Annotated in this window: 21 protein-coding genes and 1 pseudogene; 8 read left to right on the top strand and 14 right to left on the bottom strand. The window is 73.5% G+C overall.

Annotated features, from left to right (window positions below):
* The first annotated feature begins 36 nt into the window (after nt 1-36).
* Nucleotides 37-1,464 (top strand): aspartate ammonia-lyase, encoded by a 1,428-nt coding sequence (locus tag QFZ62_RS14310; protein WP_307507004.1) that lies wholly within the window; start codon nt 37-39, stop codon nt 1,462-1,464.
* An 88-nt stretch (nt 1,465-1,552) separates the two neighbouring features.
* Here QFZ62_RS14310 and QFZ62_RS14305 read toward each other — a convergent pair whose 3' ends face one another.
* Both QFZ62_RS14305 and QFZ62_RS14300 read right to left on the bottom strand, forming a co-directional pair.
* Nucleotides 1,553-2,899 carry a PhoH family protein gene (locus tag QFZ62_RS14305; protein ID WP_307507835.1) on the bottom strand — a complete coding sequence of 449 codons (1,347 nt, stop codon included), beginning with the start codon at nt 2,897-2,899 and terminating at the stop codon, nt 1,553-1,555.
* 219 nt (nt 2,900-3,118) lie between these two features.
* On the bottom strand, nt 3,119-3,907 hold the full coding sequence (locus tag QFZ62_RS14300) for an isoprenyl transferase (protein ID WP_307507001.1): 789 nt from the start codon (nt 3,905-3,907) through the stop codon (nt 3,119-3,121).
* A gap of 77 nt (nt 3,908-3,984) precedes the next feature.
* Between QFZ62_RS14300 and QFZ62_RS14295 the strand changes: the two genes are divergently transcribed.
* Nucleotides 3,985-4,752, top strand: a complete 768-nt coding sequence (locus tag QFZ62_RS14295) for a hemolysin III family protein (protein WP_307506997.1) — start codon at nt 3,985-3,987, stop codon at nt 4,750-4,752.
* Between the two features lie 52 nt (nt 4,753-4,804).
* Here the strand turns inward: QFZ62_RS14295 and QFZ62_RS14290 are convergent, their stop codons facing one another.
* Nucleotides 4,805-5,146, bottom strand: coding sequence for a hypothetical protein (locus QFZ62_RS14290; protein WP_307507834.1), 342 nt, complete (start codon nt 5,144-5,146; stop codon nt 4,805-4,807).
* Nucleotides 5,146-6,033, bottom strand: coding sequence for a mycothiol conjugate amidase Mca (mca, locus tag QFZ62_RS14285; protein WP_307506994.1), 888 nt, complete (start codon nt 6,031-6,033; stop codon nt 5,146-5,148). Before mca ends, QFZ62_RS14290 begins: the two co-directional genes overlap by 1 nt.
* Before the next feature lie 66 nt (nt 6,034-6,099).
* Between mca and QFZ62_RS14280 the strand changes: the two genes are divergently transcribed.
* Nucleotides 6,100-6,582, top strand: a complete 483-nt coding sequence (locus tag QFZ62_RS14280) for a DUF4307 domain-containing protein (protein ID WP_307506992.1) — start codon at nt 6,100-6,102, stop codon at nt 6,580-6,582.
* 60 nt (nt 6,583-6,642) lie between these two features.
* Nucleotides 6,643-7,131, top strand: coding sequence for a transcription elongation factor GreA (gene greA / locus QFZ62_RS14275; protein WP_307506991.1), 489 nt, complete (start codon nt 6,643-6,645; stop codon nt 7,129-7,131).
* A gap of 89 nt (nt 7,132-7,220) precedes the next feature.
* On the opposite strand, the gene ilvA is transcribed toward greA, so the two are convergent.
* Nucleotides 7,221-8,576: a threonine ammonia-lyase gene (gene ilvA, locus QFZ62_RS14270; RefSeq protein WP_307506988.1), complete on the bottom strand. Its 1,356-nt coding sequence runs from the start codon at nt 8,574-8,576 to the stop codon at nt 7,221-7,223.
* On the bottom strand, nt 8,573-9,808 hold the full coding sequence (locus QFZ62_RS14265; RefSeq protein WP_307506986.1) for an AI-2E family transporter: 1,236 nt from the start codon (nt 9,806-9,808) through the stop codon (nt 8,573-8,575). The genes ilvA and QFZ62_RS14265 overlap by 4 nt, the downstream gene beginning before the upstream one ends.
* Nucleotides 9,809-9,906: 98 nt before the next feature.
* Here QFZ62_RS14265 and QFZ62_RS15640 point away from each other — a divergent pair.
* Together QFZ62_RS15640 and QFZ62_RS15635 are read left to right on the top strand one after the other, a co-directional pair.
* Nucleotides 9,907-10,392, top strand: a pseudogene (locus QFZ62_RS15640) (DNA glycosylase AlkZ-like family protein); the annotation flags it as partial.
* On the top strand, nt 10,322-11,176 hold the full coding sequence (locus QFZ62_RS15635) for a winged helix-turn-helix domain-containing protein (RefSeq protein WP_373425963.1): 855 nt from the start codon (nt 10,322-10,324) through the stop codon (nt 11,174-11,176). The pseudogene QFZ62_RS15640 and the gene QFZ62_RS15635, both read left to right, overlap by 71 nt.
* A 10-nt stretch (nt 11,177-11,186) precedes the next feature.
* Here the strand turns inward: QFZ62_RS15635 and QFZ62_RS14255 are convergent, their stop codons facing one another.
* Nucleotides 11,187-11,753 carry a LemA family protein gene (locus QFZ62_RS14255; protein WP_053775006.1) on the bottom strand — a complete coding sequence of 189 codons (567 nt, stop codon included), beginning with the start codon at nt 11,751-11,753 and terminating at the stop codon, nt 11,187-11,189.
* A gap of 118 nt (nt 11,754-11,871) precedes the next feature.
* Complete coding sequence (locus QFZ62_RS14250) at nt 11,872-13,290, bottom strand: glycoside hydrolase family 1 protein (protein WP_307506983.1); 1,419 nt, start codon at nt 13,288-13,290, stop codon at nt 11,872-11,874.
* A 164-nt stretch (nt 13,291-13,454) separates the two neighbouring features.
* Here QFZ62_RS14250 and QFZ62_RS14245 point away from each other — a divergent pair, with 164 nt between their 5' ends.
* Together QFZ62_RS14245 and QFZ62_RS14240 are read left to right on the top strand one after the other, a co-directional pair.
* A complete protein-coding gene (locus tag QFZ62_RS14245; RefSeq protein ID WP_307506981.1) occupies nt 13,455-15,758 on the top strand; it encodes a hypothetical protein in 2,304 nt (767 codons plus the stop codon).
* 124 nt (nt 15,759-15,882) lie between these two features.
* Nucleotides 15,883-17,325 (top strand): amino acid permease, encoded by a 1,443-nt coding sequence (locus QFZ62_RS14240; RefSeq protein ID WP_307506979.1) that lies wholly within the window; start codon nt 15,883-15,885, stop codon nt 17,323-17,325.
* A gap of 93 nt (nt 17,326-17,418) precedes the next feature.
* On the opposite strand, the gene QFZ62_RS14235 is transcribed toward QFZ62_RS14240, so the two are convergent.
* From QFZ62_RS14235 to QFZ62_RS14210, 6 genes are all read right to left on the bottom strand, one after another.
* The gene (locus QFZ62_RS14235; protein WP_307504607.1) at nt 17,419-18,360 is read right to left on the bottom strand and encodes a ferritin-like domain-containing protein; all 942 of its coding nucleotides are present in this window, start codon (nt 18,358-18,360) and stop codon (nt 17,419-17,421) included.
* A 185-nt stretch (nt 18,361-18,545) separates the two neighbouring features.
* Nucleotides 18,546-21,077, bottom strand: coding sequence for an OpgC domain-containing protein (gene opgC, locus QFZ62_RS14230; RefSeq protein ID WP_307506977.1), 2,532 nt, complete (start codon nt 21,075-21,077; stop codon nt 18,546-18,548).
* Between the two features lie 74 nt (nt 21,078-21,151).
* Entirely contained in the window at nt 21,152-21,586 is a 435-nt protein-coding gene (locus QFZ62_RS14225) for an ATP-binding protein (RefSeq protein WP_307506975.1), read from the bottom strand.
* Between the two features lie 4 nt (nt 21,587-21,590).
* On the bottom strand, nt 21,591-21,929 hold the full coding sequence (locus QFZ62_RS14220; RefSeq protein WP_307506972.1) for an STAS domain-containing protein: 339 nt from the start codon (nt 21,927-21,929) through the stop codon (nt 21,591-21,593).
* A complete protein-coding gene (locus QFZ62_RS14215) occupies nt 21,926-23,917 on the bottom strand; it encodes a glycosyltransferase (RefSeq protein WP_373425962.1) in 1,992 nt (663 codons plus the stop codon). The genes QFZ62_RS14220 and QFZ62_RS14215 overlap by 4 nt, the downstream gene beginning before the upstream one ends.
* Complete coding sequence (locus tag QFZ62_RS14210; protein WP_307506969.1) at nt 23,914-25,113, bottom strand: PP2C family protein-serine/threonine phosphatase; 1,200 nt, start codon at nt 25,111-25,113, stop codon at nt 23,914-23,916. The genes QFZ62_RS14215 and QFZ62_RS14210 overlap by 4 nt, the downstream gene beginning before the upstream one ends.
* Between the last annotated feature and the right edge of the window lie 27 nt (nt 25,114-25,140).

Here is a 25,140-nt window from a genome sequence, read left to right as displayed (position 1 = left end):
CGGGTGCATCACCATCCCGAAGGAGAGAGAAACAGCGTGGTCGACACTTCCCCCGGATCCGAGACGAATGGCGCGGACGCGTTCCGCATCGAGCACGACACGATGGGCGAGGTGCGGGTCCCCCGGACCGCGCTGTACGCCGCCCAGACGCAGCGTGCCGTCGAGAACTTCCCCATCTCCGGGCGCGGCCTCGAGCCCGCGCAGATCCAGGCGCTCGCGCGCATCAAGCGCGCCGCCGCGATCGTGAACGGCGAGATGGGCATCATCGACGCCGACGTCTCCCGGGCGATCGTCGCCGCGGCGGACGAGGTGGCGGGCGGATCCCACCACGAGCACTTCCCCGTCGACGTGTACCAGACGGGCTCCGGCACGAGCTCGAACATGAACATGAACGAGGTCCTCGCGGCCCTCGCCACGGCGTCGCTCGGGAAGCCCGTGCACCCGAACGACCACGTCAACGCGTCGCAGTCCTCCAACGACGTCTTCCCGACCTCGGTGCACGTCGCCGTCACCGGCGCGCTCCTCGCCGAGCTGATCCCCGCCCTCGAGCACCTCGCCGAGGCGCTGGAGACGAAGGCCGAGGCGTGGAAGGGGCTCGTCAAGGCGGGCCGCACGCACCTCATGGACGCGACCCCGGTCACGTTCGGCCAGGAGTTCGCGGGCTACGCGCGCCAGGTGCGCCTCGGCATCGAGCGCGTGCGCACGGCGCTCCCCCGCGTCGCGGAGGTCCCCCTCGGCGGCACCGCCACCGGCACGGGCATCAACACGCCCCTCGGGTTCCCGCAGAAGGTCATCCGGGTGCTCGCGGAGGACACGGGCCTGCCCGTCACCGAGGCGCTCGACCACTTCGAGGCGCAGGGCGCGCGCGACGGCCTCGTCGACGCGTCGGGCGCCCTGCGCACCCTCGCGGTGAGCCTCACCAAGATCTGCAACGACATCCGCTGGATGGGCTCGGGCCCGAACACGGGCCTCGGCGAGCTGCACATCCCCGACCTCCAGCCCGGGTCATCGATCATGCCCGGCAAGGTCAACCCGGTCATCCCCGAGGCCGTGCTCATGGTGTGCGCGCGCGTCATCGGCAACGACGCCACCGTCGCGTGGGCGGGCGCCTCGGGCCTGTTCGAGCTCAACGTCGCGATCCCCGTTATGGGCTCGTCGCTGCTCGAGTCGATCCGCATCCTCGCGTCCTCCACGCGCCTGCTCGCCGACAAGACGGTCGACGGCCTGCGCGTCAACGAGGAGCACGCCCGTGCGCTCGCGGAGTCGTCCCCGTCCATCGTCACGCCGCTGAACCGCATCATCGGCTACGAGGCCGCGGCGAAGATCGCGAAGCACTCGGTCGCGCAGAAGATGACGGTGCGCGAGGCCGTCGTCGACCTCGGCTACGTCGAGCGCGGCGAGATCACCGAGGAGCAGCTCGACCAGGGCCTCGACGTGCTGCGGATGACGGCGCCCGGCCTCTAGTCCCGCACCGCACGACGCACCACGGACGCCGACGGGCGCCGGTCCCCGCGGGGACCGGCGCCCGTCGTCATGCCGGGGAGGGCGCGGATCACACGGGGTCGCCGTCGAGCAGCCCCGTGACGAGGGCCGCGATCGCGCTCCGCTCCGAGCGGGTGAGCGTGATGTGGCCGAACAGCTCGTGGCCCTTGAGCGTCTCGATCACGCTCGCGACGCCGTCGTGCCGGCCGACGCGCAGGTTGTCGCGCTGCGCGACGTCGTGGGTGAGCACCACGCGGGAGTTCTGGCCGATGCGGCTGAGCACCGTGAGCAGCACGTTCCGCTCGAGCGACTGCGCCTCGTCGACGATCACGAACGCGTCGTGCAGCGAGCGCCCGCGGATGTGGGTGAGCGGCAGCACCTCGAGGATCCCGCGCTCCACCACCTCGTCCATGACGTTCTGGGAGACGACCGAGCCCAGGGTGTCGAACACGGCCTGCGCCCACGGGTTCATCTTCTCCGCGGCGTCGCCCGGCAGGTAGCCGAGCTCCTGGCCGCCCACCGCGTACAGCGGCCGGAACACCATGATCTTGCGGTGCTGCTGCTTCTCCAGCACCGCCTCGAGCGCGGCGCAGAGCGCGAGCGCCGACTTGCCGGTCCCGGCGCTGCCGCCGAGGGAGACGATCCCCACCTCGCGGTCGAGGAGCAGGTCGATCGCGAGCCGCTGCTCGGCCGAGCGGCCCTTGAGGCCGAACACCTCGCGGTCGCCGCGCACCAGGGACACGGTGCCCCGGCGGACGACGCGGCCGAGCGCGGATCCGCGGTCGGAGTGCAGCACGACGCCCGTGTTGACGGGCAGGTCCTGCACGGCCCGGGTCTGCAGCGTCTCGCTCTCGTAGAGGCCGGCCATCTGGTCGCTGGAGAGCGTGACGTCGGCCATGCCGGTCCAGCCGCTGTCGACCGCGAGCTCGGCGCGGTACTCCTCCGCCGCGAGGCCGATGGAGGCGGCCTTCACGCGGAGCGGCATGTCCTTCGAGACGACCGTGACGGCGAGGCCCTCGGTGGAGAGGTTGAGGGCGACCGCGAGGATCCGCGAGTCGTTGTCGCCGAGCTGCAGGCCGTTGGGGAGCGCCGCCATGCTCGAGTGGTTGAGCTCCACACGGAGCGTGCCGCCCGCGTCGCCGACCTCGATGGGGAAGTCGAGCCGCTCGTGCTCCTCGCGGAGCTGGTCGAGGAGGCGGAGCGCCTGGCGGGCGAAGTAGCCGATCTCCGGGTCGTTCCGCTTCGACTCGAGCTCGGTGATCACGATGACCGGGATCACCACCGCGTGCTCGGCGAAGCGGAAGAGCGCACGCGGGTCGGACAGGAGGACGGAGGTGTCGAGCACGTACGTGCGCTCGGCCTGCGGCGTCCCCTCCCCCCGGCTCGCGCGTCGTGCGGTGCTGCTGCGGCTGTCCATCGGGGCCACGGGCCACTCCATCCCCGAGCGTTCGCGCTCGGAACCTGACGGCGAGCGGGCCACGGTGACGAGAAGCGGTCCTGCGGCCCTCTCGATCGGGCGCCATGCCCGATGAGTGGAACCTACGTCGCCTCCCCACCCGGTGACCAGTGCCACGCGCGAGCCGATGTGTCAGGGACATTAACTCTTGCCCGGGAGCGGCGACCCCGGCCGCGCGCGTCAGGAGCCGAAGCGGCGCTGGCGGGAGGAGTAGTCGCGGAGGGCGCGGAGGAAGTCGACCTCGCGGAGGTCCGGACCCAGCGCCTCCATGAAGTAGAGCTCGCTGTGCGCCGACTGCCACAGCATGAAGTCGCTGATGCGCTGCTCGCCCGAGGTGCGGATCACGAGGTCGGGGTCGGGCTGGCCGCCCGTGTAGAGGTGCTCGCCGATGAGGTCGGGGGTGAGGAGGGCCGCGAGGTCCTCGAGCGTGCCGCCCGCGAGGTGGTGCGCCTGCACGATGCTGCGCATGGCGTCGGCGATCTCGGTGCGCCCGCCGTAGCCGACCGCGAGGTTGATGTGCAGCCCCGTGTTGCCCTTCGACCGCTCCTCGGACGCGTCGAGCCGCGCGATGAGCTCGGGCGGCAGGCCCTCGTCGGATCCCACGTGCTTGACGCGCCAGTCGCGGTGGCGGGAGAGGTCCTCGGCGAGCTCCCCGATGATGTCGATGAGCGCGGTGAGCTCGGCGCTGCCGCGGCCCGTGAGGTTGTCCGTGGAGAGCAGGTAGAGGGTCGTGACCTTGATGTCGAGGTCGTCGCACCACTCGAGGAACTCGAGGAACTTGGCTGCGCCGGCGCGGTGCCCGTGGGCCGCGGACTCGAGTCCGAGCTGGCGGGCCCAGCGGCGGTTGCCGTCGAGGATCATCGCGATGTGGTGCGGCAGCGCGTTCCGGTCGAGGCCGCGGCGGATGCGCTTCTGGTACGCCCGGTAGAGCAGACCGCGCCACGGTCGGATCGGCTTCTCTCGCACCATCCCACGCTAGCCCACTCGCCCAGGGCACCGGATCGCCCGGCCGGTGGACGTCGCCGCGGCTGTCCTACACTCGCAGGATGACGCCCGCCGCCTCGTCCCCCGGACCGCTCGGCACCCCGGAGGACGACCGCGCGGACGCCGGTGCCGAGGCCGCCGCGCCGGGCCCGCACCTTCCGCTCGTCGAGGACGCGCAGGACGTCGGCCCCGAGCCGCGCCCCACCTGGCGGGGCTGGCTGCACGCGGGCATGACGCCCGTGGCGCTCGTGCTGGGGATCGTGCTCATCGCGGCCGCCGAGGGCACGGCCGCCCGCATCGCGTGCGCCGTGTTCGTGGCGTCGTCGCTGCTGCTGTTCGGCGTCTCCGCGGTCTACCACCGGTTCGACTGGTCGCCGCGCACGAAGGTCCTCCTCAAGAGGATGGACCACGCCAACATCTTCCTGCTCATCGCGGGCTCGTACACGCCCATCACCGTGCTGGCGCTGCCGCACGGGAAGTCGGTGCTGCTGCTCTGGCTCGTGTGGTCGGGAGCCGCGCTCGGCGTCCTGTTCCGGGTGCTGTGGATCGGCGCCCCGCGCTGGCTCTACGTGCTCCTGTACCTGGTGCTCGGCTACGCGTCGCTCGTGTTCATCGTCGACTTCTTCCGCGCCGACGCGGCGATGATGACGCTGATCCTCGCGGGCGGCCTCGCCTACACGGTCGGCGCGGTGGTCTACGCGCTCAAGCGGCCGAACCCCTGGCCCGGCCGCTTCGGCTTCCACGAGATCTTCCACGCGTTCACGCTCGTGGCGTTCCTCTGCCACTGGACGGGGATCCTCCTGGTGGCGACGCACCCGCCCGTCCTATGACCGGCGACCGCGGGGCGCGGCGCGCGCGCCGGCGTCAGGCGCGCGGTGGTGGTCAGGCGCGCGGCGGAGCGGCGGGGTCGTCCGGCGCGGCGTCGGCGCCGGACGCGGGGTCCGCGGGCCCGGTAGGGCGGCCGCGCTCGGGTGCCGCGTCGCGCGCGAGGTCGGCCTCGAGCTTCTCCGCCTCGAGCCGGCTCCGGATCTCCTCGCGGTAGCGCGTGCGGCGGATCCGGCGGGTCATGTCGACCATGAGCAGCAGCACCATGACGGCCACGAAGAAGATCGCGATGAAGCCCAGGGGCCCGGGCGAGACGGTGTCCGGGTCGAACTCGGCGGTCGGCGTCGGGCTCGGCGTGGTGACCGCGGCGGCCAGGCGCAGGGCGAGGTCCGCGCCCATCACGCGCGCGCCGCCCGGTCCTCGGCGTCGTCCGCGATGCCGGCGAAGAGGTCCTGCTCCTCGTCCGGCGCGTCGACGCGCGACTCCACGAGCTGGAAGTCCTCGAACGGCCACGCCCGCTGCTGCAGGTCGCGCGGCCAGCGGAAGAACGTGCTGTCGGGGGCGACCTGGCTCGCGTGCGAGAGGAGCGCGCGGTCGCGGGCCTCGAAGTGGTCGGCCACGTGCACGTGCGTGGTCGCGAGGTCGGGGCGGTCGCCCATCCAGCCGAGCATCTCGTCGACGGCCTCGAGCATCTCGGGCGCCGCGTCGTCGGCGACCAGGTGCTCGCGCACGGCGCGGAGCTTGGCGCCGTTGAAGATCCGGTCGAAGTAGAGCTTGGAGACCTCCCACGGCTCGCCCGCGTCGGGGTACGAGCCCGCGACGCCGGACTCGCGCCACGCCTCCATCGCGATCACGTGCGCCTGGATGTGGTCGGGGTGCGGGTAGCCGCCGTTCTCGTCGTACGCCACGAGGACGTGCGGGCGGAAGGCGCGCACGAGGCGGATGAGCGGCTCGGCCGACACCTCCACCGGGATGCTCGCGAAGCTCGCGGGCGGCAGCGAGCCGTCCTCGCGGGCCATGCCGGAGTCGACGTACCCGAGCCAGCGGTGCTGGACGCCCATGACGGCCTGCGCCCGCGCCATCTCGATGCGGCGGAGCCCGGGGAGGTCGCGCTCGGCCATCGCGCGCTCGGCGAGGCCCTCGTTGAGGATGTCCCCCGCCTCGCCGCCCGTGCAGCTGACGACCATGACCTCGGCGCCCTCCTGCGTGTAGCGGGTGTACGTCGCGGCGCCCTTGCTCGACTCGTCGTCGGGGTGGGCATGCACGGCCATGAGGCGCAGGGTCACGGGGCTCCAAGGGTGGGGAAGGTAGTCTGGATCCCCAGAGTACAAGGTGCGTGTGGAGGAGTTGCCGTGACGACCGAGTCCCGCTCCCCCGTCCCCGCCGGCCCCCTCGGGGACGACGACGAAACCGTCGAGCACCGGGTCCCCGCGCCCCGCTCCAGTGCCGCGCTCGACGAGCGGTACGGCCGCACGAGGCCCGCGCGCATCCGCCAGCGCTGGCTCTACGGGGTCGCCGGCGGGCTCGTCGCCGTGGTGTTCGGCGCGTGGGTGCTGTGGGCCGGGATCGACCAGGCCTCGGGATCCATCGACGCCACCGACCGCGCGTTCGACATCGTCGACGACCGCACCATCGACGTCACGTTCTCCGTCGTCATGCCGGCCGGCACCGAGGCCTTCTGCGCGGTGCAGGCGCAGGACGAGCAGCGCTCCATCGTCGGCTGGGAGGTCGTCGAGCTCCCCGCCATGGACGGCTTCGAGCGCAGCGAGACGGTGCGCCTCCGCACCACCGGCCCCGCGGTGACCGGGTTGATCCACAGCTGCTGGCCCGCCTAGAGTGGGGGATTCGCCCCGACGGATCCGTCGGGGCGTCCGTGCGAGTGCAAGGAGTCCATCGTGGCGCAGGAGCAGGCAGTCACCTGGCTGACCCAGGAGGCGTTCGACCGCCTCAGCAGGGAGCTCGACACCCTCAGCGTGCAGGGGCGCCAGGAGATCGCGAAGAAGATCGAGATCGCGCGCGAGGAGGGCGACCTCAAGGAGAACGGCGGCTACCACGCCGCCAAGGAGGAGCAGGGCAAGATCGAGGCGCGCATCCGCCAGCTCACGCAGCTGCTGCGGACGGCCGAGGTCGGCGACGCCCCCGAGAGCCACGGCGTCGTGGAGCCCGGCACGGTCGTCACCGCGCTGATCGCCGGCGACGAGACGAAGTTCCTGCTCGGCAACCGCGAAATCGCGGGCGACAGCGACCTCGACGTGTACAGCGAGCAGTCGCCCCTCGGCGCCGCGATCATCGGCTGGGAGGTCGGGCGGAAGGGCGCGTACACCGCGCCGAACGGCCGCGAGATCCCCGTCGAGATCCAGGCCGTGGAGAACTACACGCCGTAGCGCTCCCGTGCCGGCGGCGAGGGGCCGCGGACCATCGGGTCCGCGGCCCCTCGTGCGTCCGGGTGGCGGCGCTGCGGGACGGGCGACCGTCAGTCGCGCTGGAGCCGCGGGTCGTAGCCCGCGTCGCGGAGCCGCTGGACGACCTCGGCCGTGTGCTCGGCGCCGCGCGTCTCCACGCTCACCTCGAGCTCGACCTCGCTGATCTGCAGCCCGCGGCCGTGCCGGGTGTGCAGCACCTCCACGACGTTGGCGTTCGCCTCGGAGATGATCTGCGACGTGCGGGCGAGCTGGCCCGGGCGGTCGGGCAGCATGATCCGCAGCTTCACGTAGCGGTCGGAGGCGGCGAGGCCGCGGCTGATGACGCGCTCCATCATGAGCGGGTCGATGTTGCCGCCCGAGAGGATGACGACGGTGCGGCCGGCGTCCTGCACGAGGCCCGCCAGGATCGCGGCGACGCCCACCGCGCCCGCGGGCTCCACCACGAGCTTCGCGCGCTCGAGGAGGAGGAGCAGGGCGCGCGCCGTGTCGTCGTCCTCGACCGTCACGACCTCGTCGACGCTCTCGCGGATGATGTCGAAGTTGAGCAGGCCCGGCTTCGCGACCGCGATGCCGTCCGCGATGGTCGGCGTGATCTCGATCTCCGTGGCCCGGCCGGCCGCCAGCGACGGCGGGTAGGCGGCGGCGTTGCGCGCCTGCACGCCGACGACGCGGATGCTGCGGCCCTCCCGGGCGGCCCGGAGCTTGAGCGCGGTGGCGACGCCGGAGATCAGGCCGCCGCCCCCGATGGGCACCACGACCGTCTCCACGTCGGGCGTCTGGTCGAGGATCTCGAGGCCGAGCGTCGCCTGGCCCGTGATGACGTCCTCGTGGTCGAACGGCGGGATGAGCACGGCGCCCGTCTGCGCGGCGAACTCGGCGGCGGCGAGCAGCGGCTCGGCGACGGTGTGGCCGCGGAGGATGACCTCCGCGCCGTACTGCCGGGTCGCCTGGAGCTTCGGCAGCGCGACGCCCACGGGCATGAAGATCGTGGCCCGGATCCCGAGCTCGCGCGCCGCGAAGGCGACGCCCTGCGCGTGGTTGCCGGCCGACGCGGCCACGACGCCGCGCGCCTTCTCCTCGTCGGTGAGGCGCGAGATGCGGTTGTAGGCGCCGCGGATCTTGTACGACCCGGTGCGCTGCAGGTTCTCGCACTTGAGGTGCACGGGGCTGCCGAGGATCTCGGCGAGGAACCGCGACGACTCCATGGGCGTCACGTCGGCGACGCGGCTGACGACCACGCGGGCCGCCTCGATGCGCTCGAGCGTGGGCGCGGATCCACGGGGCAGCTCGCCCGCGAGCGCCGCGGCCTCCTCGCCCAGCTGCGAGGGGTCGAGCTCGTCGCCCACCGCGCGGAGGCGCGGGAGGTCGGCGTGCGCGGCGGCGGGTGCGGTGGCGGCGTCGGTCATCGGGTGCGCTTCCTGGGGGTGGGGCGGCGGGTGGCGTGCGAGGCGTCGGCGGGGAGCGCGGGAGGGGGCGGCTCGGGTTGCCCCCGCCAGGCTCCGCTGGCGACGTGCTTGACCATGGAGTTGAGCGTGGCGACGAGCGGCACGGCGAAGAAGGTGCCCGCGATGCCGCCGACCATGCCGCCCGCTGCGACGGCGAGCACGACCGCGAGCGGGTGCACCTTGACGACCGTGCCCATGATGAGCGGCTGGAGGATGTGCCCCTCCACCTGCTGCACGATGAGGACGATCACCACCATGCCGACGGCCTGCGGCAGGCCGTTGTAGACGAGCGCCACGAACACGGCGAGGAAGCCCGTGAGCACCGCGCCGACGATCGGGATGAACGAGCCGAGGAACACGAGCACGCCGATGGGGATCGCGAGCGGCACCCCGATGATGGCGGCGCCGCCGGCGATGCCGACGGCGTCGATCAGCGCCACGAGCACCTGGACCTTCACGAAGTTCTGCAGCGTGGTCCAGCCGGCCTTGCCCGCGCCGTCGACCGCGGGGCGCGCGAGGCGCGGGAACAGGCGCACGACCCAGCGCCACATGCCCGCGCCGTCGATGAGGATGAACAGGGTCGAGAACAGCACGAGCAGGACGCCCGTGAGCACGTGCCCGAGCGAGGACGTGACGGAGAGCGCGCCGCTGAGGAGCACGCCGGCGTCGCGCTGCACGGCGTCGACCGCCTGCGCGTACGCGTCGGTGAGCTGCGCCTCGGAGAGCTGCAGCGGACCGTTCGTGAGGTAGTCGCGGACGTCGGCGTACCGCGTCATCGTCTGCGCGCGGATGGAGTCGTACTGGCCGATGATCTGCGTGGTGACGAGGTAGACCAGCGCCGCCACCGCCACGATGACGCCGATCTCCGAGATCGCGACCGCGAGCCACTTCGGCACGTGGTGGCGCTGCATCCAGTTCGAGATGGGCACGAGCAGGGCCGCGAGCACGACCGCGAGGAACAGCGGGATGACCACGTACTCGAGCTGGATGACGAGCCACCCGACGACGCCGAGCACGCCGAGGATCAGGAGCAGCCGCCAGGCCCACGCGCCGGCGATGACCATGCCGGGCGGCACGGCCGCGGCGACGGTGCGCGCGACCGGCTGGACCGTGTCGAGGTCGGGGTCGACGCGGCGCTCGGCGGCGCGGGCGTCCGCCGCGGCTGGCGCGCGGGATCGCTGGCCGAAGATCATGCTGGGAGTCTAGGACGGGCCTCCCGTGCACCCGCGCCCCGCGGGCCGCGCCGTCGCCGGCGGGACGCCGGGTCGGGGGCCGCGGGTAGCGTCGGGGCATGCCCGACTCCGTCTCCCCCGCCCTCGCCCGCCGCGTGGCCCTGGCGGCCCAGGGGCTCGGCCGACCGCATCCGGAGGTCGCGGGCACGCGGCGCCTGGCGGCGGAGATCCGGCGCCTGGGCCTCCTGCAGATCGACTCCGTCAACGTCTTCGAGCGGAGCCACCACCTGCCCGTGCTCGCGCGCGTGGGGCCCTACGACCGCGCGGCGCTCGACCGGATGCTGTTCGGCGGCGGCGGCGCGTACACGGAGTACTGGGCGCACCAGGCCGCCGTGCTGCCCGTCGGCGACCTGCCGCTGTACCGCTGGCGGATGGAGGCGGAGCGCGCCCGCCGGATGCGGCCCGGGATCCTGGGCGCTCGAGCACGCGCCGCTGCTGGCGGAGGTCCGCGCCGAGCTCGCCCGGACCGGCCCGGTGCCCGCGAGCGCCGTCGAGCACGAGGCGAACGTGCGCACGGGTCCGTGGTGGGGCTGGTCGGACGTGAAGCGCGCGCTCGAGGCGCTGTTCGCGTGGGGCGAGATCGCGAGCGCCGGCCGACGCGGCTTCGAGCGCGTGTACGGCCTGGCGGAGGACGTGCTGCCCGCGGACGTCCTCGCGCGCGAGGTCCCCGAGGAGGACGCGGTGCGGGAGCTCGTGCGCCGCGCGGCGGTCGCGCACGGCATCGGCACGGCGGCGGACCTCGGCGACTACCACCGCCTGTCCCGCGCGGCGACCGACCGCGCGCTCCGCGACCTGGCCGACGCGGGCGAGGTGCTCCCCGTGACGGTGCCGGGCTGGGAGGGGCGCGGGGGGCCGCTGCCCGTCTGGCTGCACCGGGACGCGCGGCTCCCCCGGCGGATCGCGGGCGAGGCGCTGCTGTCGCCCTTCGACCCGGTGGTGTGGTTCCGGGATCGGGCGCTCCGCCTCTTCGACCTGCACTACCGGATCGAGATCTACACGCCCGCGGCGAAGCGCGTGCACGGGTACTACGTGCTGCCGGTGCTGGTGGACGACGAGATCGTCGCCCGGGTCGACCTCAAGAGCGACCGGCAGGCGGGCGTGCTGCGGGTGCAGGCGTCCTGGATCGAGGGGCGGCACGACGCCGCGGTCATCGCCGAGCGGATCGCGCCGCTGCTCGAGCGCGCCGCCGCCTGGCAGGGGCTCGAGCGCGTGGGGGTGGTCGACCGGGGCACGCTCGCGAGCGCGCTGCGGGCGCACCTGCCGGCCGTGGAGGCGGTCGCGGCCGAGCCGACGGCCACCCTGGATCCGACGTCGGACCCGGCCGGCTGAGGCGCGGCCCCTAGAACTGCACGCGCGGCGGCTCGGCGATGGAGGCGAGGCTCGAGACCTCGTAGAAGTCCCGCTCGCCGAAGCCCAGCCCGCGCACGAAGAGCGTGTTCGGGAACTGCGTGATCTTGGTGTTCAGCTCCCGCACGCCGCCGTTGTAGAAGCGGCGCGAGGCCTGGATCCGGTCCTCGGTGTCGACCAGCTCGCCCTGCAGCTGCAGGAACGTCTGGCTCGTCTGCAGCTGCGGGTACGCCTCGGCGACCGCGAAGAGCGACTTCATGGCCCCCTGCAGGTGCTCCTCCGCGGAGCTCGCCTCGGCCGGGTTCGCGGCGCTGATCGTCTCCGTGCGGGCCGACGCGACCGACTCGAACACCCGGTTCTCGTGGGAGGCGTAGCCCTTGACCGACTCGATGATGGTCGGCAGCAGGTCCGCGCGCCTCTTCAGCTGCACGGTGATGTCGCTCCACGCCTCGTCCACGCGGACGTTGAGGGTGACGAGGGCGTTGTACGTCGCCCAGAGGTAGATGCCGACGAGCACTGCCAGGAGCACGACGACTCCGAGCGCGATCCACAATTCCATGGTCAGGATCCTACGCGCGGGTCCGGGGAGGACCCGGGGACACGGGGCCCGCGCACCCGTTCTGGGGGCGTCGCACGGCCGGCGCGGCGGCGGCGCGCGTGCGGCGCGGCGGCGCGGGTCAGCCGCGCTCGCGGAGGGTGTCGCGGAGGAAGCGGTACGAGGAGCGCGGCGTGCGGTCGCCGGTGCGCGGATCCACGTGGACGAGTCCGCGCGGGTGGGCCCGTCCCGCCTCCCACTCGAAGCCGTCGAGCAGGCTGCCCGCGATGACCGCCTCGAGCCGCACGCCCTCCGCGGGACCGCCGGGGGCGACCGCCGCGAGCGCCTGCACCAGGTGGTCGGAGATCGCGTGCGCCCGGCGCGGGTCCCGCCGCGAGCCGTCGCGCTCGTCCACCTGCTCGGGGTGCGCCGCGTCGAGGCCCGAGAGGACGACCGGCGGGAGCGCGTCGCCGTAGCGCGCGCGGAGGTCGGCGAGCACGGCGGGCACGAGGTCGGGCGCGACGACGTGGCCGTCGAGCGAGGACGGGTGGTCGGTCCAGGGCAGCTCGGCGAACGGGATCGCGGCGGATCCGGTGGTCAGGCGCGGCACGGCGGCGACGCGGATCGGGTCGGCGAGCGCGACCCCGTAGTGGTCGAGCGGCTGGCCGATGGCGCGGAGGTCGGCCGGGTCGACGCGGCCGAGGCGCGCGAAGGCCTCCGCGTGCGGGCCGTCGAGGTCCGGGTAGCGGCCGAGGAGGACGGCGTCGGCGAAGAGGTCCTGGTGCAGGGCGCGCGCGGCGACGGCGGCCGCGCGGTCGTCGTCGTCCGCGGAGGCGGCCTCGATGACGCGGTGCGCGTTCACGATGCCGACGCGCGCCGACGAGCGCGAGCCGCGGATCGCCTCGACGGCGAGGCCGTGGGCGAGCAGCTGGTGGTGCACGGTCGGCAGGGCGTCGAGCCCGAGGCGGGATCCGGGCGCGTGCTCCCCCGTCACGTGGCCGGACATCGTGGTCAGCGCGGGCGTCCGCAGCGTCACCCAGTCGGGCACGCGGTCCGCGAGCGCCTCGGCGGCGAGGTAGGCGAGGTCGCCGAAGCGGAGCGCGGTGTCCCGGTGCAGCCAGCCGCCGCGGTCCTGCAGCTCGACGGGCAGGTCGTGGTCGTGCAGGGCGGCGCGCGGCCTGATCCCCGCGGCCAGCAGCGCGTCGACCAGCTCGTCGTAGAAGCCGATGCCCTCCCGGCGGAGGCCGCCGCGGGCCTCGGGCTGGATCCGGGACCAGGAGAGGGAGAAGGAGAGGACGTCCACGCCGAGCTCGGTCGCGAGCGCGACGTCCTCGCGGTACCTGGCCATGTGCTCGGCGCCCCGCTCGGGGTCGCTGCCGTCGGCGACGGCGCCGGAGCGGCGGGCGAACGCGTCCCACGCGGACTCCGTGCGTCCGCCCTCGTGCGCCCGGCCCTCGACCTTGGTGGCGCTCGTGCTCACCCCGACGCGCGGACCGCCCGCGAGGAGGCCCGCCAGCTCGGTCGGCGTCGGGCGGTCGGGGACGGCGTCGCGAGGGGTCACCCCGTCAGTATCCGGCACGACGTCGGGCGGTCCGGGCCGCGGCGACCCGGCGGCGCACCGCCCGTGCACACCCCGCGCACCGGGCCCGGGGACGCCGCGCCCAGGTTCCCGTACCACTTCCATCACGGACGGTGCGGGTGGTTGACACGCCCGGGCGTGCACGCATGAATGGACGCACGGTGCGGTGTCGAGCGGAGAACAGGGCACGTCCGTCCACGGGGGGTGGAGCGGGCGACGTCCGGCGACCCCGCGAGCGGGTCGTCCGCGCGGTCGCCCTGCTGGCCCTCCTCGCGGCGCTGGCCGCCGGCGGCTCGGCCGCCGCGTCCGCCGCCCCGCTGGCCCCGACGCCCGCGCCGAGCCCGACCCCCTCCGCTCCGCCCGCCCCCGGCCCCACCGTGGACGCGCCGCCCTTCTCCACCGACGGCGCCGTCGCCCTCTCGGGCACGCGCGCCGCGGGCGCCGACGTGCAGGTCACCATCGCGAGCGTGCCGGCCGCCGTCACGCTCCCCTCGCCCACCACCTGGCGCGCGACCGCGACCGGCGTGCCCGACGGCCAGAGCCCGGTCCGCGTCACCTCGGCCGGCCAGGAGGCCTCGGCGACCGCCTCGGTCCTCCGGGCGCCCGGCGTCAACAGCTTCGCCGTCGTCACGACCGGGCTCGTGAGCGGCACGGGCTACCCGGGCGCCACGGTCGACGCGCGATCCGGATCCGCGGCCTGCCGTGCGACGGTCGGCACCTCGAGCACGTGGGCCTGCCTGCTCGCGCCGCCGCCGGCGTCGGGCACGGGCGTCCCCGTCACGGCCACGCAGAGCACGTCCTGGAGCACCGGCGCGCCCGCGGTCGGCCGCGGCACGGCGTCCTTCGACACGTCGGCCCCCGGCGCCGCGGTCATCACGGCGCCCGCCGCGGGCGCCACCGTCGACCAGGCGGGCATCGTGATCTCCGGCACCTCCGACGAGGACGGCGGCATCGTCCGCGCCTATCTCTCCGGCTACGGCGACGCCGCGTGTCAGGCGCGGGTGGTCGGCGGCCGGTGGTCGTGCACGACCGGCACGCTGCCGCCCGGTCCCCTCGGGATCACGGCGACGGTCACGGATCCGCTCGGCAACATCAGCACGCTCGCCGCCGAGGTGCGCCTCGCCGTCGCCGCCCCCGCCTCCTCGCCCACGCCGGGCGCGACGACCCCGCCCGCGACCCCCGCGCCCCAGGCCACCAGCTCGCCCGAGGGCACGCAGGCGGCTCCCGCGCCCGTGCCGGGATCCGGCGGCGGCTCCCCCTCGGGCCCCGGCGCCGCGCCCGACGGCGCGCCCGGGTCCGGATCCGCTCCGTCGCCGGCCGCGCCCGGCACCTGGAACGCGCCCACGCGCTTCGGCACGGCGCTGCAGCCGCTGCCCATCGCCTTCACGGACGGCCGAGGCCTGCTCCCCTTCCTCCTCGCGCTCGGCGCGGTGCTCCTCGTGACCCTGCCGGCGCTCCTCCTCCGCGGCGCGCTCATCGCGCGCTACGGCGGGCGCCACCGCGCGGCTGAGGACGTCACGCCGCTCCGGATCGTCCCCCGCGGCGACGCCGGCGCCCTCACCACGCGCGCCGCGGCCGCCGCGTGGACGGACTCCACCGCCACGACCGGCCAGATGCGCATCGTCCCCGGCCGACTCGACTCGGCGCCCATCCCCGTGCCCGCCCGCCGCGAGGTCGAGCCGACGCTGCTCGGCGCCCGCTCGCCGCGCGAGCCCGGCCGCGCGGCCCGGTGGGGCGGGGCCGCCGCGGCGCTCGCCCTCGCAGCCGCGCTGGCCGCGCTCTCCCTGCCCGTGGGATCCGACCCCAATGCCGTCCGCCTGTTCCTCGCGGCGCTCGCGGGCCTCGCCGTCGTCAACGGCGTGGGCGTCGTCGCGGTCGCGTCGGTCGCCGGGCGGGTCGGCGCCGGTCCCGCCCGGGTCCGCGCGGTGCCGGCCCTCCTCGTCCTCTCCGCCATGGCCGTGCTCATGTCGCGCAGCCTGGGGCTCGCTCCGCCCGTGGTCCTCGGCCAGGTGCTCGGGCTCGTCGCCGACGACCGGGACGACCGGTCGCGCGCCCGCCTCGCGCTCGTGCAGGCGGGCTCGCTCGCGACGCTCGGGCTCGTCGCCTGGATCCTCTACGGCCTCGTCCCCGCCGACGGCGCCATGTGGCCGCAGATGGCGAACGAGCTGCTCAGCGTCGTCACGCTCGCCTCGCTCAGCTCCGCTGCCCTCGCGCTCGCGCCCGTCTCCCTCGTGCTCGGCCGCTCGCTGCTCGTCCGCTCCCTCCCCCTGTGGGCCGGCGCGAGCGTCGTCGTACTCACGCTGGCGTTCGCTGCCGTCGCCACGACCGCGAGCGGCGTGCAGGCCGGCGTCTGGATCACCGCCCTCGTGATCGCCGCGGCCTTCGCGGCGGTGAGCGTCGCGGTGTGGCTCTGGATCCGCGTGGTCGAGCCCTCCCTGCAGCGCGCCTAGCAGCACGCGCTCCCGCCGCCCGTCGCGCATCTGGCGCCCGCGCCCGGCCGGGGCCACACTGGGGGCGTCGCCGGCTCCGGCGGCCTCGATCCGGCCCCCGCGGCCCCGACGGCAGGAGTCCTGCATGAGCACATCCCGCACGAGCCTCCGGGCGGCCCTCACCCGGCGGAAGCCGGTGGACGCCATCGAGGACGAGCCCGGCACGGGCACCCCCGAGGGCGGCCTCACGCGCTCCCTCGGCCTCTGGCAGCTCACGGCGATCGGCGTGGGCGGCATCATCGGCACCGGCATCTTCACCCTGGCGGGCACGGTCGCCAACCAGACGGCCGGCCCCGCCGTCCTCATCTCGTTCCTCATCGCCGGCATCGCGAGCGCGGCGGCCGCCCTCTCCTACGCGGAGTTCGCGGGCATGATCCCCAAGGCCGGGTCCGCGTACACCTACGGCTACGCGGCCCTCGGCGAGATCGTCGGCTGGTTCATCGGCTGGGACCTGCTGCTCGAGTACACCGCCATCGTGGGCGTGGTCGCCATCGGCGTCTCCGGCTACGCGGGCTTCCTGCTCGACCAGCTCGGCGTCGACCTCCCGGCGTGGATGCTGGGCGCGGCCGGCACCGGCGACGGCCACGTGGTCGACCTCTTCGCCGTGATCCTCTGCCTCGGCACCGCCTTCGTCCTCACGCGCGGCATGAAGAGCGTCGGCCGCTTCGAGCTCTACCTCGTGGGGCTGAAGGTCGCGCTCGTGCTGGTGATCGTCGTCATCGGCTTCACGCAGATCACCGGCGCCAACTACCAGCCGTACTTCCCCTTCGGCGCGGCCGGCGTCTTCACGGGCGCCGCGACGGTGTTCTTCGCGGTGTTCGGCTACGACGCCATGAGCACGGCGGCCGAGGAGTCGAAGGACGCGACGAAGCACATGCCGAAGGCGATCCTGCTGTCGCTCGCGATCGCGATGGTGCTCTACGTGCTCGCGACCATCGTGCTCACGGGCATGCAGCGCTACACGGACATCAACCCGGAGAGCGGCTTCGCGACGGCCTTCGAGTCGGTGGGCCTGCCCGCGGTCGCCAACGTGGTGGCGGTCGGCGCGATCGTCAGCGTCGTGACGGTGATGCTCACGTTCATGCTCGGCGCGTCCCGCGTCTGGTTCTCCATGAGCCGCGACGGCCTGCTGCCGGCCTGGTTCGCCGTGACCGACCGGAAGCGGAACGTGCCCACGCGCGTGACGTGGATCATCGGCATCGGCTCGGCGCTGTTCGCGGGCTTCCTGCCCATCACCGTGGTGGCGGAGCTCACCAACATCGGCATCCTGCTGGCCTTCGTCGTGGTCTGCGCGGCCGTGATCGTGCTGCGCTACCGGCGGCCGGAGATCCCGCGGACCTTCCGGCTGCCGCTCATGCCCGTGGTGCCCATCGTCGGGATCGGGTTCTCGCTGTGGCTCGTGTCGTCGCTGCCGTGGGAGACGTGGGTGCGCTTCGGGATCTGGCTCGCGATCGGCCTCGTCATCTACCTCACGTACTCCCGCCGGAACTCCGTGCTCGCGCCCGAGAGCCCCCGCAACCGGCGCTGACGGGCGACCTCCCCGCGCATCGGCCGGGACGACGACAGGGGCGCCGCCCACCTCGAGAGGTGGGCGGCGCCCCTGCGTGCACGTGCCTGCGGGCTAGTTGGCGGCGCTGGTGTTGACGGAGCCGTTGACGCCGTTGGGGTAGAAGCCGCCCTTGGTGACGGCCTTGTTGTTCAGGTACACGATGTTCAGGACCTGACCCGGGGTGCGGCTGAACGCGATCGAGTTCGCATCCGTGGGCACGAGGTTCGCGCCGCCGGACATCGTGATGCCCTGGTCCAGGTCCGTGGGACCGTCGAGGGAGTCGCGGGCGTTGGAGATCGCGTTCGCGGGCGCGGCCAGGCCGCGCGCGTACAGCGACGTGCGGATGATGCCCGCGTGGTACGCCTCGACCGCGAGGATGCCGGCCGCGGCCTCGAGGTAGGTCTTGTTCGTGATCAGCGGCGCCGCGCCCTTGTAGGCGGTGACTCCGACGTCCTCGAACACGAAGGATGCGAGCAGGAAGTTGTCCTGGTTCGCGAACGCGTCGAACTTCTCGCCCGGCTTCACCAGGCCCGCAGCGGCTGCTGCGGCGGAGAACGCGGCGTCGAGGTCGATCGCGGGACGGGCGACCTTGGCCGAGCCCAGCGCGTCGCGGAGGAACTTCACGTGGGCGCGCTCGTCGTTCGCGATCTCGCGGGCGTACTCGCGGAGGAGGCGGTCCTGGAAGATGACCTGGCGGCCGCCGGTGACGGGGCCGGGGGTGCCGACGCCGTCGGTGAGGTTGGGGAGCAGGCCCGTGCCGGTGACGGCGCGGACGTAGAACTCGGCCTCGAGGTACTCGAGGTTGAGGGCGAAGTTGAGGACGGCGGCGTCGGTGACGGCGCCGGCTGCGGCCTCGGCCTGCGCGTCGGCTGCCTGGGCGCCGGTCGCGGGGATCAGGGCCGCGGCGCCGACGCCGAGGCCGGCGACGCCGGCTGCGGTGAAGAAGCGGCGACGGTCGAGCGGCGACTGCGCGCTCTTGTCGATGGCCTGGGTGATGAACTTCTTGTCGAACATGGATGGAGCTCCCTTGATCGGCGCGGCGCATCCCAGATGACGACGCGTGCTGCTTCGAACGCTATTCGAATGAATGGCATCCGGCATAGGGGCGCGATGCACTGTTCCGCCGGATGTCGTGAAGCGTTCGGAACGGAGGGTCGAACCGGATTGGCCCGGATGCGGGCGGATCCCGGATCCGCGGATCAGGTCGGGATGACCTTGAACAGCACCTTGCGCGTGACCATGAACCAGATCGCCGCCAGCACCAGCGTGTGGACCGCTGTCCCCTGCCAGGCGTTCGACCTGTCGAGGAACGGCAGGCTGCCGACGATCAGCACGAAGAACACGTGCACGATGAACACGTACAGGCTCGCGGACCCGAGCGGCGTGTAGAACCATCCGAACGCGCGGTCGATGGGCTTCCACACGCGCGTGAGGACCGTGTACGCGACGACGAGCATCAGCGCGAGGTCGACGAGGCGCCCCGGCTGCAGGAAGGTGCGCTGGTACATCGTCCCGTAGAGCGACGAGTACAGGCCGTCGGGGACGCCCGGCAGCTGCACCCCGTACGTGTGGCCGGCCCAGAGCACGGCCAGCGCGCCCGCGTAGGCCACGAGCCCTGCGGTCACCAGCACGCGACCGAGGCGGCCCGTGAGGGCGCGGGTGATCTGCCTGCGGTAGTACCCGATGACCATGCCGTGGAGGAACGCCACCTGCCACGTGAGCAGCGGGAAGACGTCCTCGAACATCGACGGGAGCACGCGGATGTCGTAGCGGGCGTTGAGCAGGTACCCCGCCCAGCTGACGACGAGCACGACCCACCACATGCGGCGGCGCAGGAGCCACACGGCGGCGGGCACGAGCAGGGTGAGCACCACGAACAGGCCCATGATGTTGAACACCCACGGGCCCATGCGGAGCAGCAGCAGGTCGCGGATCGCGTACCACGGCGGCGGGTAGTCGAGCAGGCGCGCGCCGTTCGGGTACAGGTCGTAGACCTGGCCCGTCGTCACCTTGCCGTCGGCGCCGGTGCCGCGGTCGGTGAAGGTCGTGATCACGTCGGTGTCGAGGAACGGCACGGCCGTGAGCGCGAGGACGATGACGACCACGGCGACGGCCACGACGTACTGCTTGAGGGCGCGACGCAGGATGGAGACGAGCGCCTTCGCCTCCCCGAGGCGCTTCACGGCCATCGGGTAGACCATGCCGAGCACGAGGCCGGAGAGCAGCACGAACATCTCGGCGCCCGTGATCGCGCCGATCGCGTTGATCGTCACGTACGAGTAGGGGCTCGCGATCTCGATGTGGGTGATGACCACCGCCACGATGGTCCAGCCGCGGAAGAGGTCGAGGCGGCGGTCGCGCGGGTTCGCCTCGTCCGGGTAGCGCCAGCCGGGCTTCAGGCGCCCGATGACGCCGGAGGCGGCGAACAGCACGAGGAGCACGACGGCGCAGAGGACGATCCAGCCCATCTGCTCGTCCTCGGGCGAGCCCGGGTCACGGTACTGCGCGGTCGCGGTGTTCGCGCGGTCCTGGTCGAAGACCTGCGTGACGGGGCCGAGGGTCGCGGTCGCGGGATCCAGGTGCGCGCGGAGCGCCGACGCGATGGCGGGGTCGCCGGTGGCGCGCCAGTCGACGACGGCGCCGTCGGCCTCCGCCTCCGGCCGCTGCAGCTCCCGCCAGACCACCATGCCGATGCCCGGGTGCTCCGCGCGGACGTCCGCCGAGAGCACCTGCTCCCACCAGGCGCTCTTGACGTCGGACTCGCTCGCGCCGTCGGTGCGGGCGGGGTCGTAGAGGGTGCCCGTCTCGATCACGGCGGGCTTGCCGGTGCCCTCGATCCACTCGGCGCCGAAGTCGCGCCCCGTGCCGCTCTGGTCGGCGTAGCCGTACGTGCCGTCGAGCTCGCGCGCGAACTTGCCCTCCTCGGGGAGGACGTTCTCGCCGAACTCCTGCTGCGGGACCACCTCGCCGCCCAGGTACTCCTCGAGCGGCTGCCCCGCGACGAAGTCCTGCTCGGCCCCGAAGTGCGAGGCGGTGAGGCCGACCCAGTCGACGGCGTCGTCACCCGGGTAGTAGGGGCGGTAGGCGTCGTCGTCGACGTCGACGCGGCCGTTGCCGTCCGTGTCGAGCTCCGCGATGGGGCGCGTGCCGGACGCGTCCGTCAGCCCGTCGGCCGAGCCGAACGGGTAGCCGGCCGCGTAGGCGGGCGACCAGACGGTCACGGCGCCCGCGTCGGAGGCGTGCACGGCGTCGGCGACCTGGCGGAAGGCGGCGATGTAGGCGGACGGCTGCTGCCCCCAGGGGGTCCACGAGCCGTTCATCTCGGGCGCGAAGCGCACCAGTGCGCGGGAGTCGTAGCGCTCCCGGAGCGCCTCGAGGCGGACGGCGAGGGCGGCGGCGTCCGCGGCGGTCAGGTCCGCGAGGGGCTTCGTCGGCTCCAGCGTGAGGAGCAGGAGGGCGCCCTGCTGCCCGGCCTGCTGCGCGAACTGGTCGAGGAAGGCGACGTCCTCGGATCCGAGCGGGTACCGCACCGACTGGCCGAGGACCGCCGGGGTCGCTCCGAGCCGGTCGGCGTAGCCCTGCGCGTCGTCGACGGTCCAGTCGAGGATCCCGCCGAACCAGGGCGCGTCGGGCGCGCGCGTGAGGTCGACCTCGTCGGCGGGTGCGGCGGGGACGGCGGGTGCGGCGAGCGCGGCGGTCGCGGGCACGACGGCGATCGCGAGCGCCACCATCGCCGCGGCCCATCCGCCCGCCCGGCCACGCAGGCGCGCGCGCCCGCGCGCACGCACCCGGCGGCGCGCGGGCATCAGCCGCGGAGCCGGACCAGCCGCCAGCGGTTGCTGCCGTCGGTGCGCTCGTAGGTCAGGTCGTCGAGGACCGCCTGCGCGAGCGCCAACCCGCGGCCGTTCTCGGTGAGGTCGTCGGGCATGGACACCTGCGTGAGGTCGACGACCGCGGGCTGCCCGTCGTCCTCGAACAGCGCCACGATGCGGTCGTGCTGGCAGATCACGGTCATGGTGAAGGTCACGGGGTAGCCGGCGCGCTCGCCCACCGCGACGCCGTGCTCCACCACATTGCCCGCGATCTCCACCACGGCGGTCTCGAACAGCATCCGCTCGGTGTCGCTGACGTCGGAGGCCTGGTCCCAGACCGCCGCGATGACGGCGTGCACCGCGGAGAGGCTCTCCTCCACGGCCGGGAGCGTGACGTTGGCCCGCACCGGCGGCGCGTGGTGCGTCATGCCCTCATCGGTCACGGAACACGCCCTGGGTGGACTCATGCACCGTGAGCACCCGGTTGAGGTTCGTGAGCTCGAGCACCGCCTGCACCTGCGCGTTCGGGCGCGCGAGCCGCAGGTCGCCGCCGGCCTGCCGGGCGCGCTTGAGCGCGGAGACGAGCGCGCCGAGCCCCGAGGAGTCCATGAAGTCGGTGGCGCCGAGGTCCACGATGACGAAGGGGCGGCCCCCGTCGATGACCTCCGTGATCACGGTGGTCAGCTGCCGCGCGGAGACCATGTTGAGGCGTCCCGTCGGTGCCACGATGCTGATGTCGGTGCCCTCGTCGTCCACTGCGATGTCGATCATGCGTCCTCCTGTGCCGGCGTGAAGCCCCGATAGCGGGCCGCACGGATGATGATGCTGAAGATCGCCAGGTCGAAGACGACCCAGGCGATGTTGGTGTACGTGCCGAGCGCCGTCGCCTGACCGACCGCGAGCCGGATGAGGCCGATGGCGGACGAGAAGACCAGCAGCCCCATGACCCAGAGCTGCGGCTTGACGAGGTCCCACCGCGGCTTGCCGCTCTCGCCCCGCACCTTGGAGGTGACGGCGAAGTCGAGGGGCTTGTGGAAGAACACGTTGCCCACGGCGGTGGTCACCGACGCGATCCACACGGGGAACAGCGCGAGCGAGTACTGCTGCCCGCGCCAGGTGCGCTTCCCCCGCCCGACCACGGCGAACAGGATCTGGTTCACCACGAGGAACGGGATCAGCCGGATGAAGAAGTCCGACGACAGCGCCTGCACGGGGAGCACGCCGAAGACGAGGTAGATCATGGGCGCGGCCACGTAGACGACGGCCGTGAAGCCGGAGAAGTAGCTCCACATGGTGGCGAAGTACATGAGGCGCTGCGGGATAGTGAGCGCCTTCTGCAGCAGCGGGTTCTCGCGGAAGAACACCTGGATCGTGCCCTGCGCCCAGCGGAGCCGCTGGGTGAGCATGGTCGGCAGGTCCTCGGGCGCGAGGCCGTAGGCGAGCGTCTCGTCGTGGTACGCCGTCTTCCAGCCGAGGCCGTGCAGGCGCATGCAGGTGGCCATGTCCTCGGTGACCGAGATGGTGGCCAGCGGCATGATCGACTGCGCGTCGGACTCGCGGTGCACGTCGATCTCGGAGATCAGCGCGCGCACGGCGTCGATGGCCCCGAGCGGCGACCAGTCGCGCTGGGCGAGGCGGGTCATGGCGCGCTCGTCGACGAGCGGCGCCGCGCCCTCCTCGCTGGCCGGAGCACCCGCGAGGGCCTGGATCTCCGCGAGGTCGGCGTTCAGCGCCGCCATGTCGCTCTGCACGACGCGGGCCGCGATGGAGTCGACGCGCTTCTGGAAGCGGAACGTCACGTCCGCCAGCGGCTGGCCGCGGCGGAGCTCGGCCCGCGCCCGCCGCACGTCGTAGTCGACGTCGTCGAGCGCCTGGCGGAGCTCCTGCTGGTCGGGCTCGAGCTCGGCCCGGGCGCGCTTCAGCACGTCGGCCGCGGTGCGGAGCGCGCGGAACACGCTGATCTCGATGTCGGTGACGTAGCGGGAGACGCCGAGGAGCATGAGCGCCTCGCGCCGGAGGATCGCGTTCGAGCCGCAGAAGAAGGCCGCGTTCCAGCCGTCCTTGCCCTGCTGGATGGGGCCGTAGAACAGGGGCGCCTGGCTGCCGAGCGGATCGTCCTCGGGCACGTTCACGAACACCTGCGGCGTCTGCACGAGCGCCATCTGCGGGTCGTCGAAGTAGCCGAGCGTCTTGTCGAGGATGTCCGGCTCGGGGATCTGGTCGGCGTCGAGGATGAGCATGAACTCGCCCTCGGTCGTGAGCAGCGCGTTGTTGAGGTTGCCGGCCTTCGCGTGGCGGGCGCGTCCCGTCCAGTCGGCGCTGCGGGTGATCCAGCCGATGCCCTCGGCCTCCGCGATCTCGCGGAGCTCCTCCCGGTTGCCGTCGTCGAGCACCCACGTCTTGTGCGGGTAGGTGATGCGCTTGGCCGCGCGCGCGGTGTCCATCACGAGGTCGAGCGGCTCGTTGTACGTGGCGATGAACACGTCGACCGTGAGGTCCGGCGCGGGCGACGGGGGCTTCGGCCGCTCGCGGGCGCGCCACATGGTGAAGCCGAACAGGAGCGAGTCGATGAGGCTGTAGGTCTCCGCGAGCACCAGCGGGATCGCGATCCAGAGCGCCCCCGGGTTCACCGAGAAGAGCAGCCGCCAGACGATGTAGTTGAGGCCGAGGATCGCCGTGACGACGGCGAGCAGCCGGATGAGCGCGAAGCGGAACGTCATGCGGGAGGTGCCCGGCGTGCGCGTCGCCGTCGTCGTCATGCCCGCCTCACCGCGAGGACGGTGACGTCGTCGAGCGGCGTGCCCGCGGACGAGAGGAGGCGGACCCGGTCGACGAGCGCCTGCACGCCGCCGGCCTCCTGGACCATGCGCCCGATGAGCGCGAACGCGGGGGCGCTGCCGCCGAACATGTCGAAGAGGCCGTCGCTGAACGTCACGAACGTGTCGCCGCGCGCGAGCACGACGTGGCGCTCGCGCCACGGGTGCTCCACGTCGATCCCCATGGGCAGGTCCGTGGTGACCAGGTGCGTCACGCGGCCGTCGGCGTGCACGACGATCGTGAGGCCGTGGCCCGCGTCCGCGTACCGGAGGAGGCCGGACGCGGCGTCGAGGTGGCCGTGCTGCAGCGTGACGAAGGCGCCCGTGCGGTCGAGGTCGGCGTCGAGGGCGTACGCGGCGTCGCTCATCATCCGGCCGGTGTCCTCGAGGACCCCCGCGCCGTAGCGGTCGGCCGCGCCGGCGAGCCCGCGCAGCACCGCGCGGACGGTGGCGGTGAGGATCGCCGCGCCCGTGCCCTTGCCCATGACGTCGGCGATGGCGAAGCGGAGGCCGGACGCGGTGCGCTCGTAGTCGTAGAAGTCGCCGCCCACGACCTGGGCGGGCACGCACACGGCGGCGATCTCGTATCCGGGGACGACGACCTCGGCCTCGGGGAGGAGCGCCGCCTGCACGGCCTGCGCCCGCTCCATCTCGGCGCTGGTGACCAGCTCGCGCTGCGCCCACTCGGCGAGCTCGGCGAACAGGGCGAGCTGCTGGTCGTCGAGCTTCCGCGGGCGCACGTCGTAGAGGCAGAACGTGCCGATGACGAGCCCCTCGGTGTCGCGCAGCGGGTAGCCGGCGTAGAAGCGCACGTGCGGCTCCCCGGCGACGCTCGGGAGGTCGCGGAACACCGGGTGCTGCTGGGCGTCCTCGACGATGAGGACCCGCTCCTCCCGCACGGTGGTGTCGCAGAAGATGGCGCTGATGGGCGCCTCCTGCACCTCCGCGCCCGCGCAGGACGCGAACCACATGCGGTCGTGGTCGGCGAGGCCGATGGTGGACAGCGGGACGCCGAACGCGGTCTGCGCGAGCCGCGTGACGCGGTCGAAGCGCTCCTCGGGCGCGCTGTCGAGGAGACCGAGCGCATCCACCGCGCGCTGCCGGGCCCCCGACCGGCGTGCGTCGTCGATCAGACTCATCCCCGCCCCCTCACTGCCATGGACCCC

It is taken from the genome of Clavibacter sp. B3I6 (assembly GCF_030816895.1).
In the GTDB taxonomy this organism is placed as follows: Bacteria; Actinomycetota; Actinomycetes; order Actinomycetales; family Microbacteriaceae; genus Clavibacter.
Note: the sequence above shows the minus strand (reverse complement) of the source record. Positions and strands in the feature narration are given on the sequence as shown.

Bases quoted from the DNA above. Each gene is read 5' to 3' on its own strand.
- QFZ62_RS14305 (WP_307507835.1), bottom strand. From the start codon at position 2,899: ATGGACAGCCGCAGCAGCACCGCACGACGCGCGAGCCGGGGGGAGGGG.
- QFZ62_RS14300 (WP_307507001.1), bottom strand. From the start codon at position 3,907: ATGGTGCGAGAGAAGCCGATCCGACCGTGGCGCGGTCTGCTCTACCGG.
- QFZ62_RS14295 (WP_307506997.1), top strand. From the start codon at position 3,985: ATGACGCCCGCCGCCTCGTCCCCCGGACCGCTCGGCACCCCGGAGGAC.
- QFZ62_RS14290 (WP_307507834.1), bottom strand. From the start codon at position 5,146: ATGGGCGCGGACCTCGCCCTGCGCCTGGCCGCCGCGGTCACCACGCCG.
- ilvA (WP_307506988.1), bottom strand. From the start codon at position 8,576: ATGACCGACGCCGCCACCGCACCCGCCGCCGCGCACGCCGACCTCCCG.
- QFZ62_RS14265 (WP_307506986.1), bottom strand. From the start codon at position 9,808: ATGATCTTCGGCCAGCGATCCCGCGCGCCAGCCGCGGCGGACGCCCGC.
- QFZ62_RS14255 (WP_053775006.1), bottom strand. From the start codon at position 11,753: ATGGAATTGTGGATCGCGCTCGGAGTCGTCGTGCTCCTGGCAGTGCTC.
- QFZ62_RS14245 (WP_307506981.1), top strand. From the start codon at position 13,455: ATGAATGGACGCACGGTGCGGTGTCGAGCGGAGAACAGGGCACGTCCG.
- QFZ62_RS14240 (WP_307506979.1), top strand. From the start codon at position 15,883: ATGAGCACATCCCGCACGAGCCTCCGGGCGGCCCTCACCCGGCGGAAG.
- QFZ62_RS14235 (WP_307504607.1), bottom strand. From the start codon at position 18,360: ATGTTCGACAAGAAGTTCATCACCCAGGCCATCGACAAGAGCGCGCAG.
- opgC (WP_307506977.1), bottom strand. From the start codon at position 21,077: ATGGTGGCGCTCGCGATCGCCGTCGTGCCCGCGACCGCCGCGCTCGCC.
- QFZ62_RS14225 (WP_307506975.1), bottom strand. From the start codon at position 21,586: ATGACGCACCACGCGCCGCCGGTGCGGGCCAACGTCACGCTCCCGGCC.
- QFZ62_RS14220 (WP_307506972.1), bottom strand. From the start codon at position 21,929: ATGATCGACATCGCAGTGGACGACGAGGGCACCGACATCAGCATCGTG.
- QFZ62_RS14215 (WP_373425962.1), bottom strand. From the start codon at position 23,917: ATGACGACGACGGCGACGCGCACGCCGGGCACCTCCCGCATGACGTTC.
- QFZ62_RS14210 (WP_307506969.1), bottom strand. From the start codon at position 25,113: ATGAGTCTGATCGACGACGCACGCCGGTCGGGGGCCCGGCAGCGCGCG.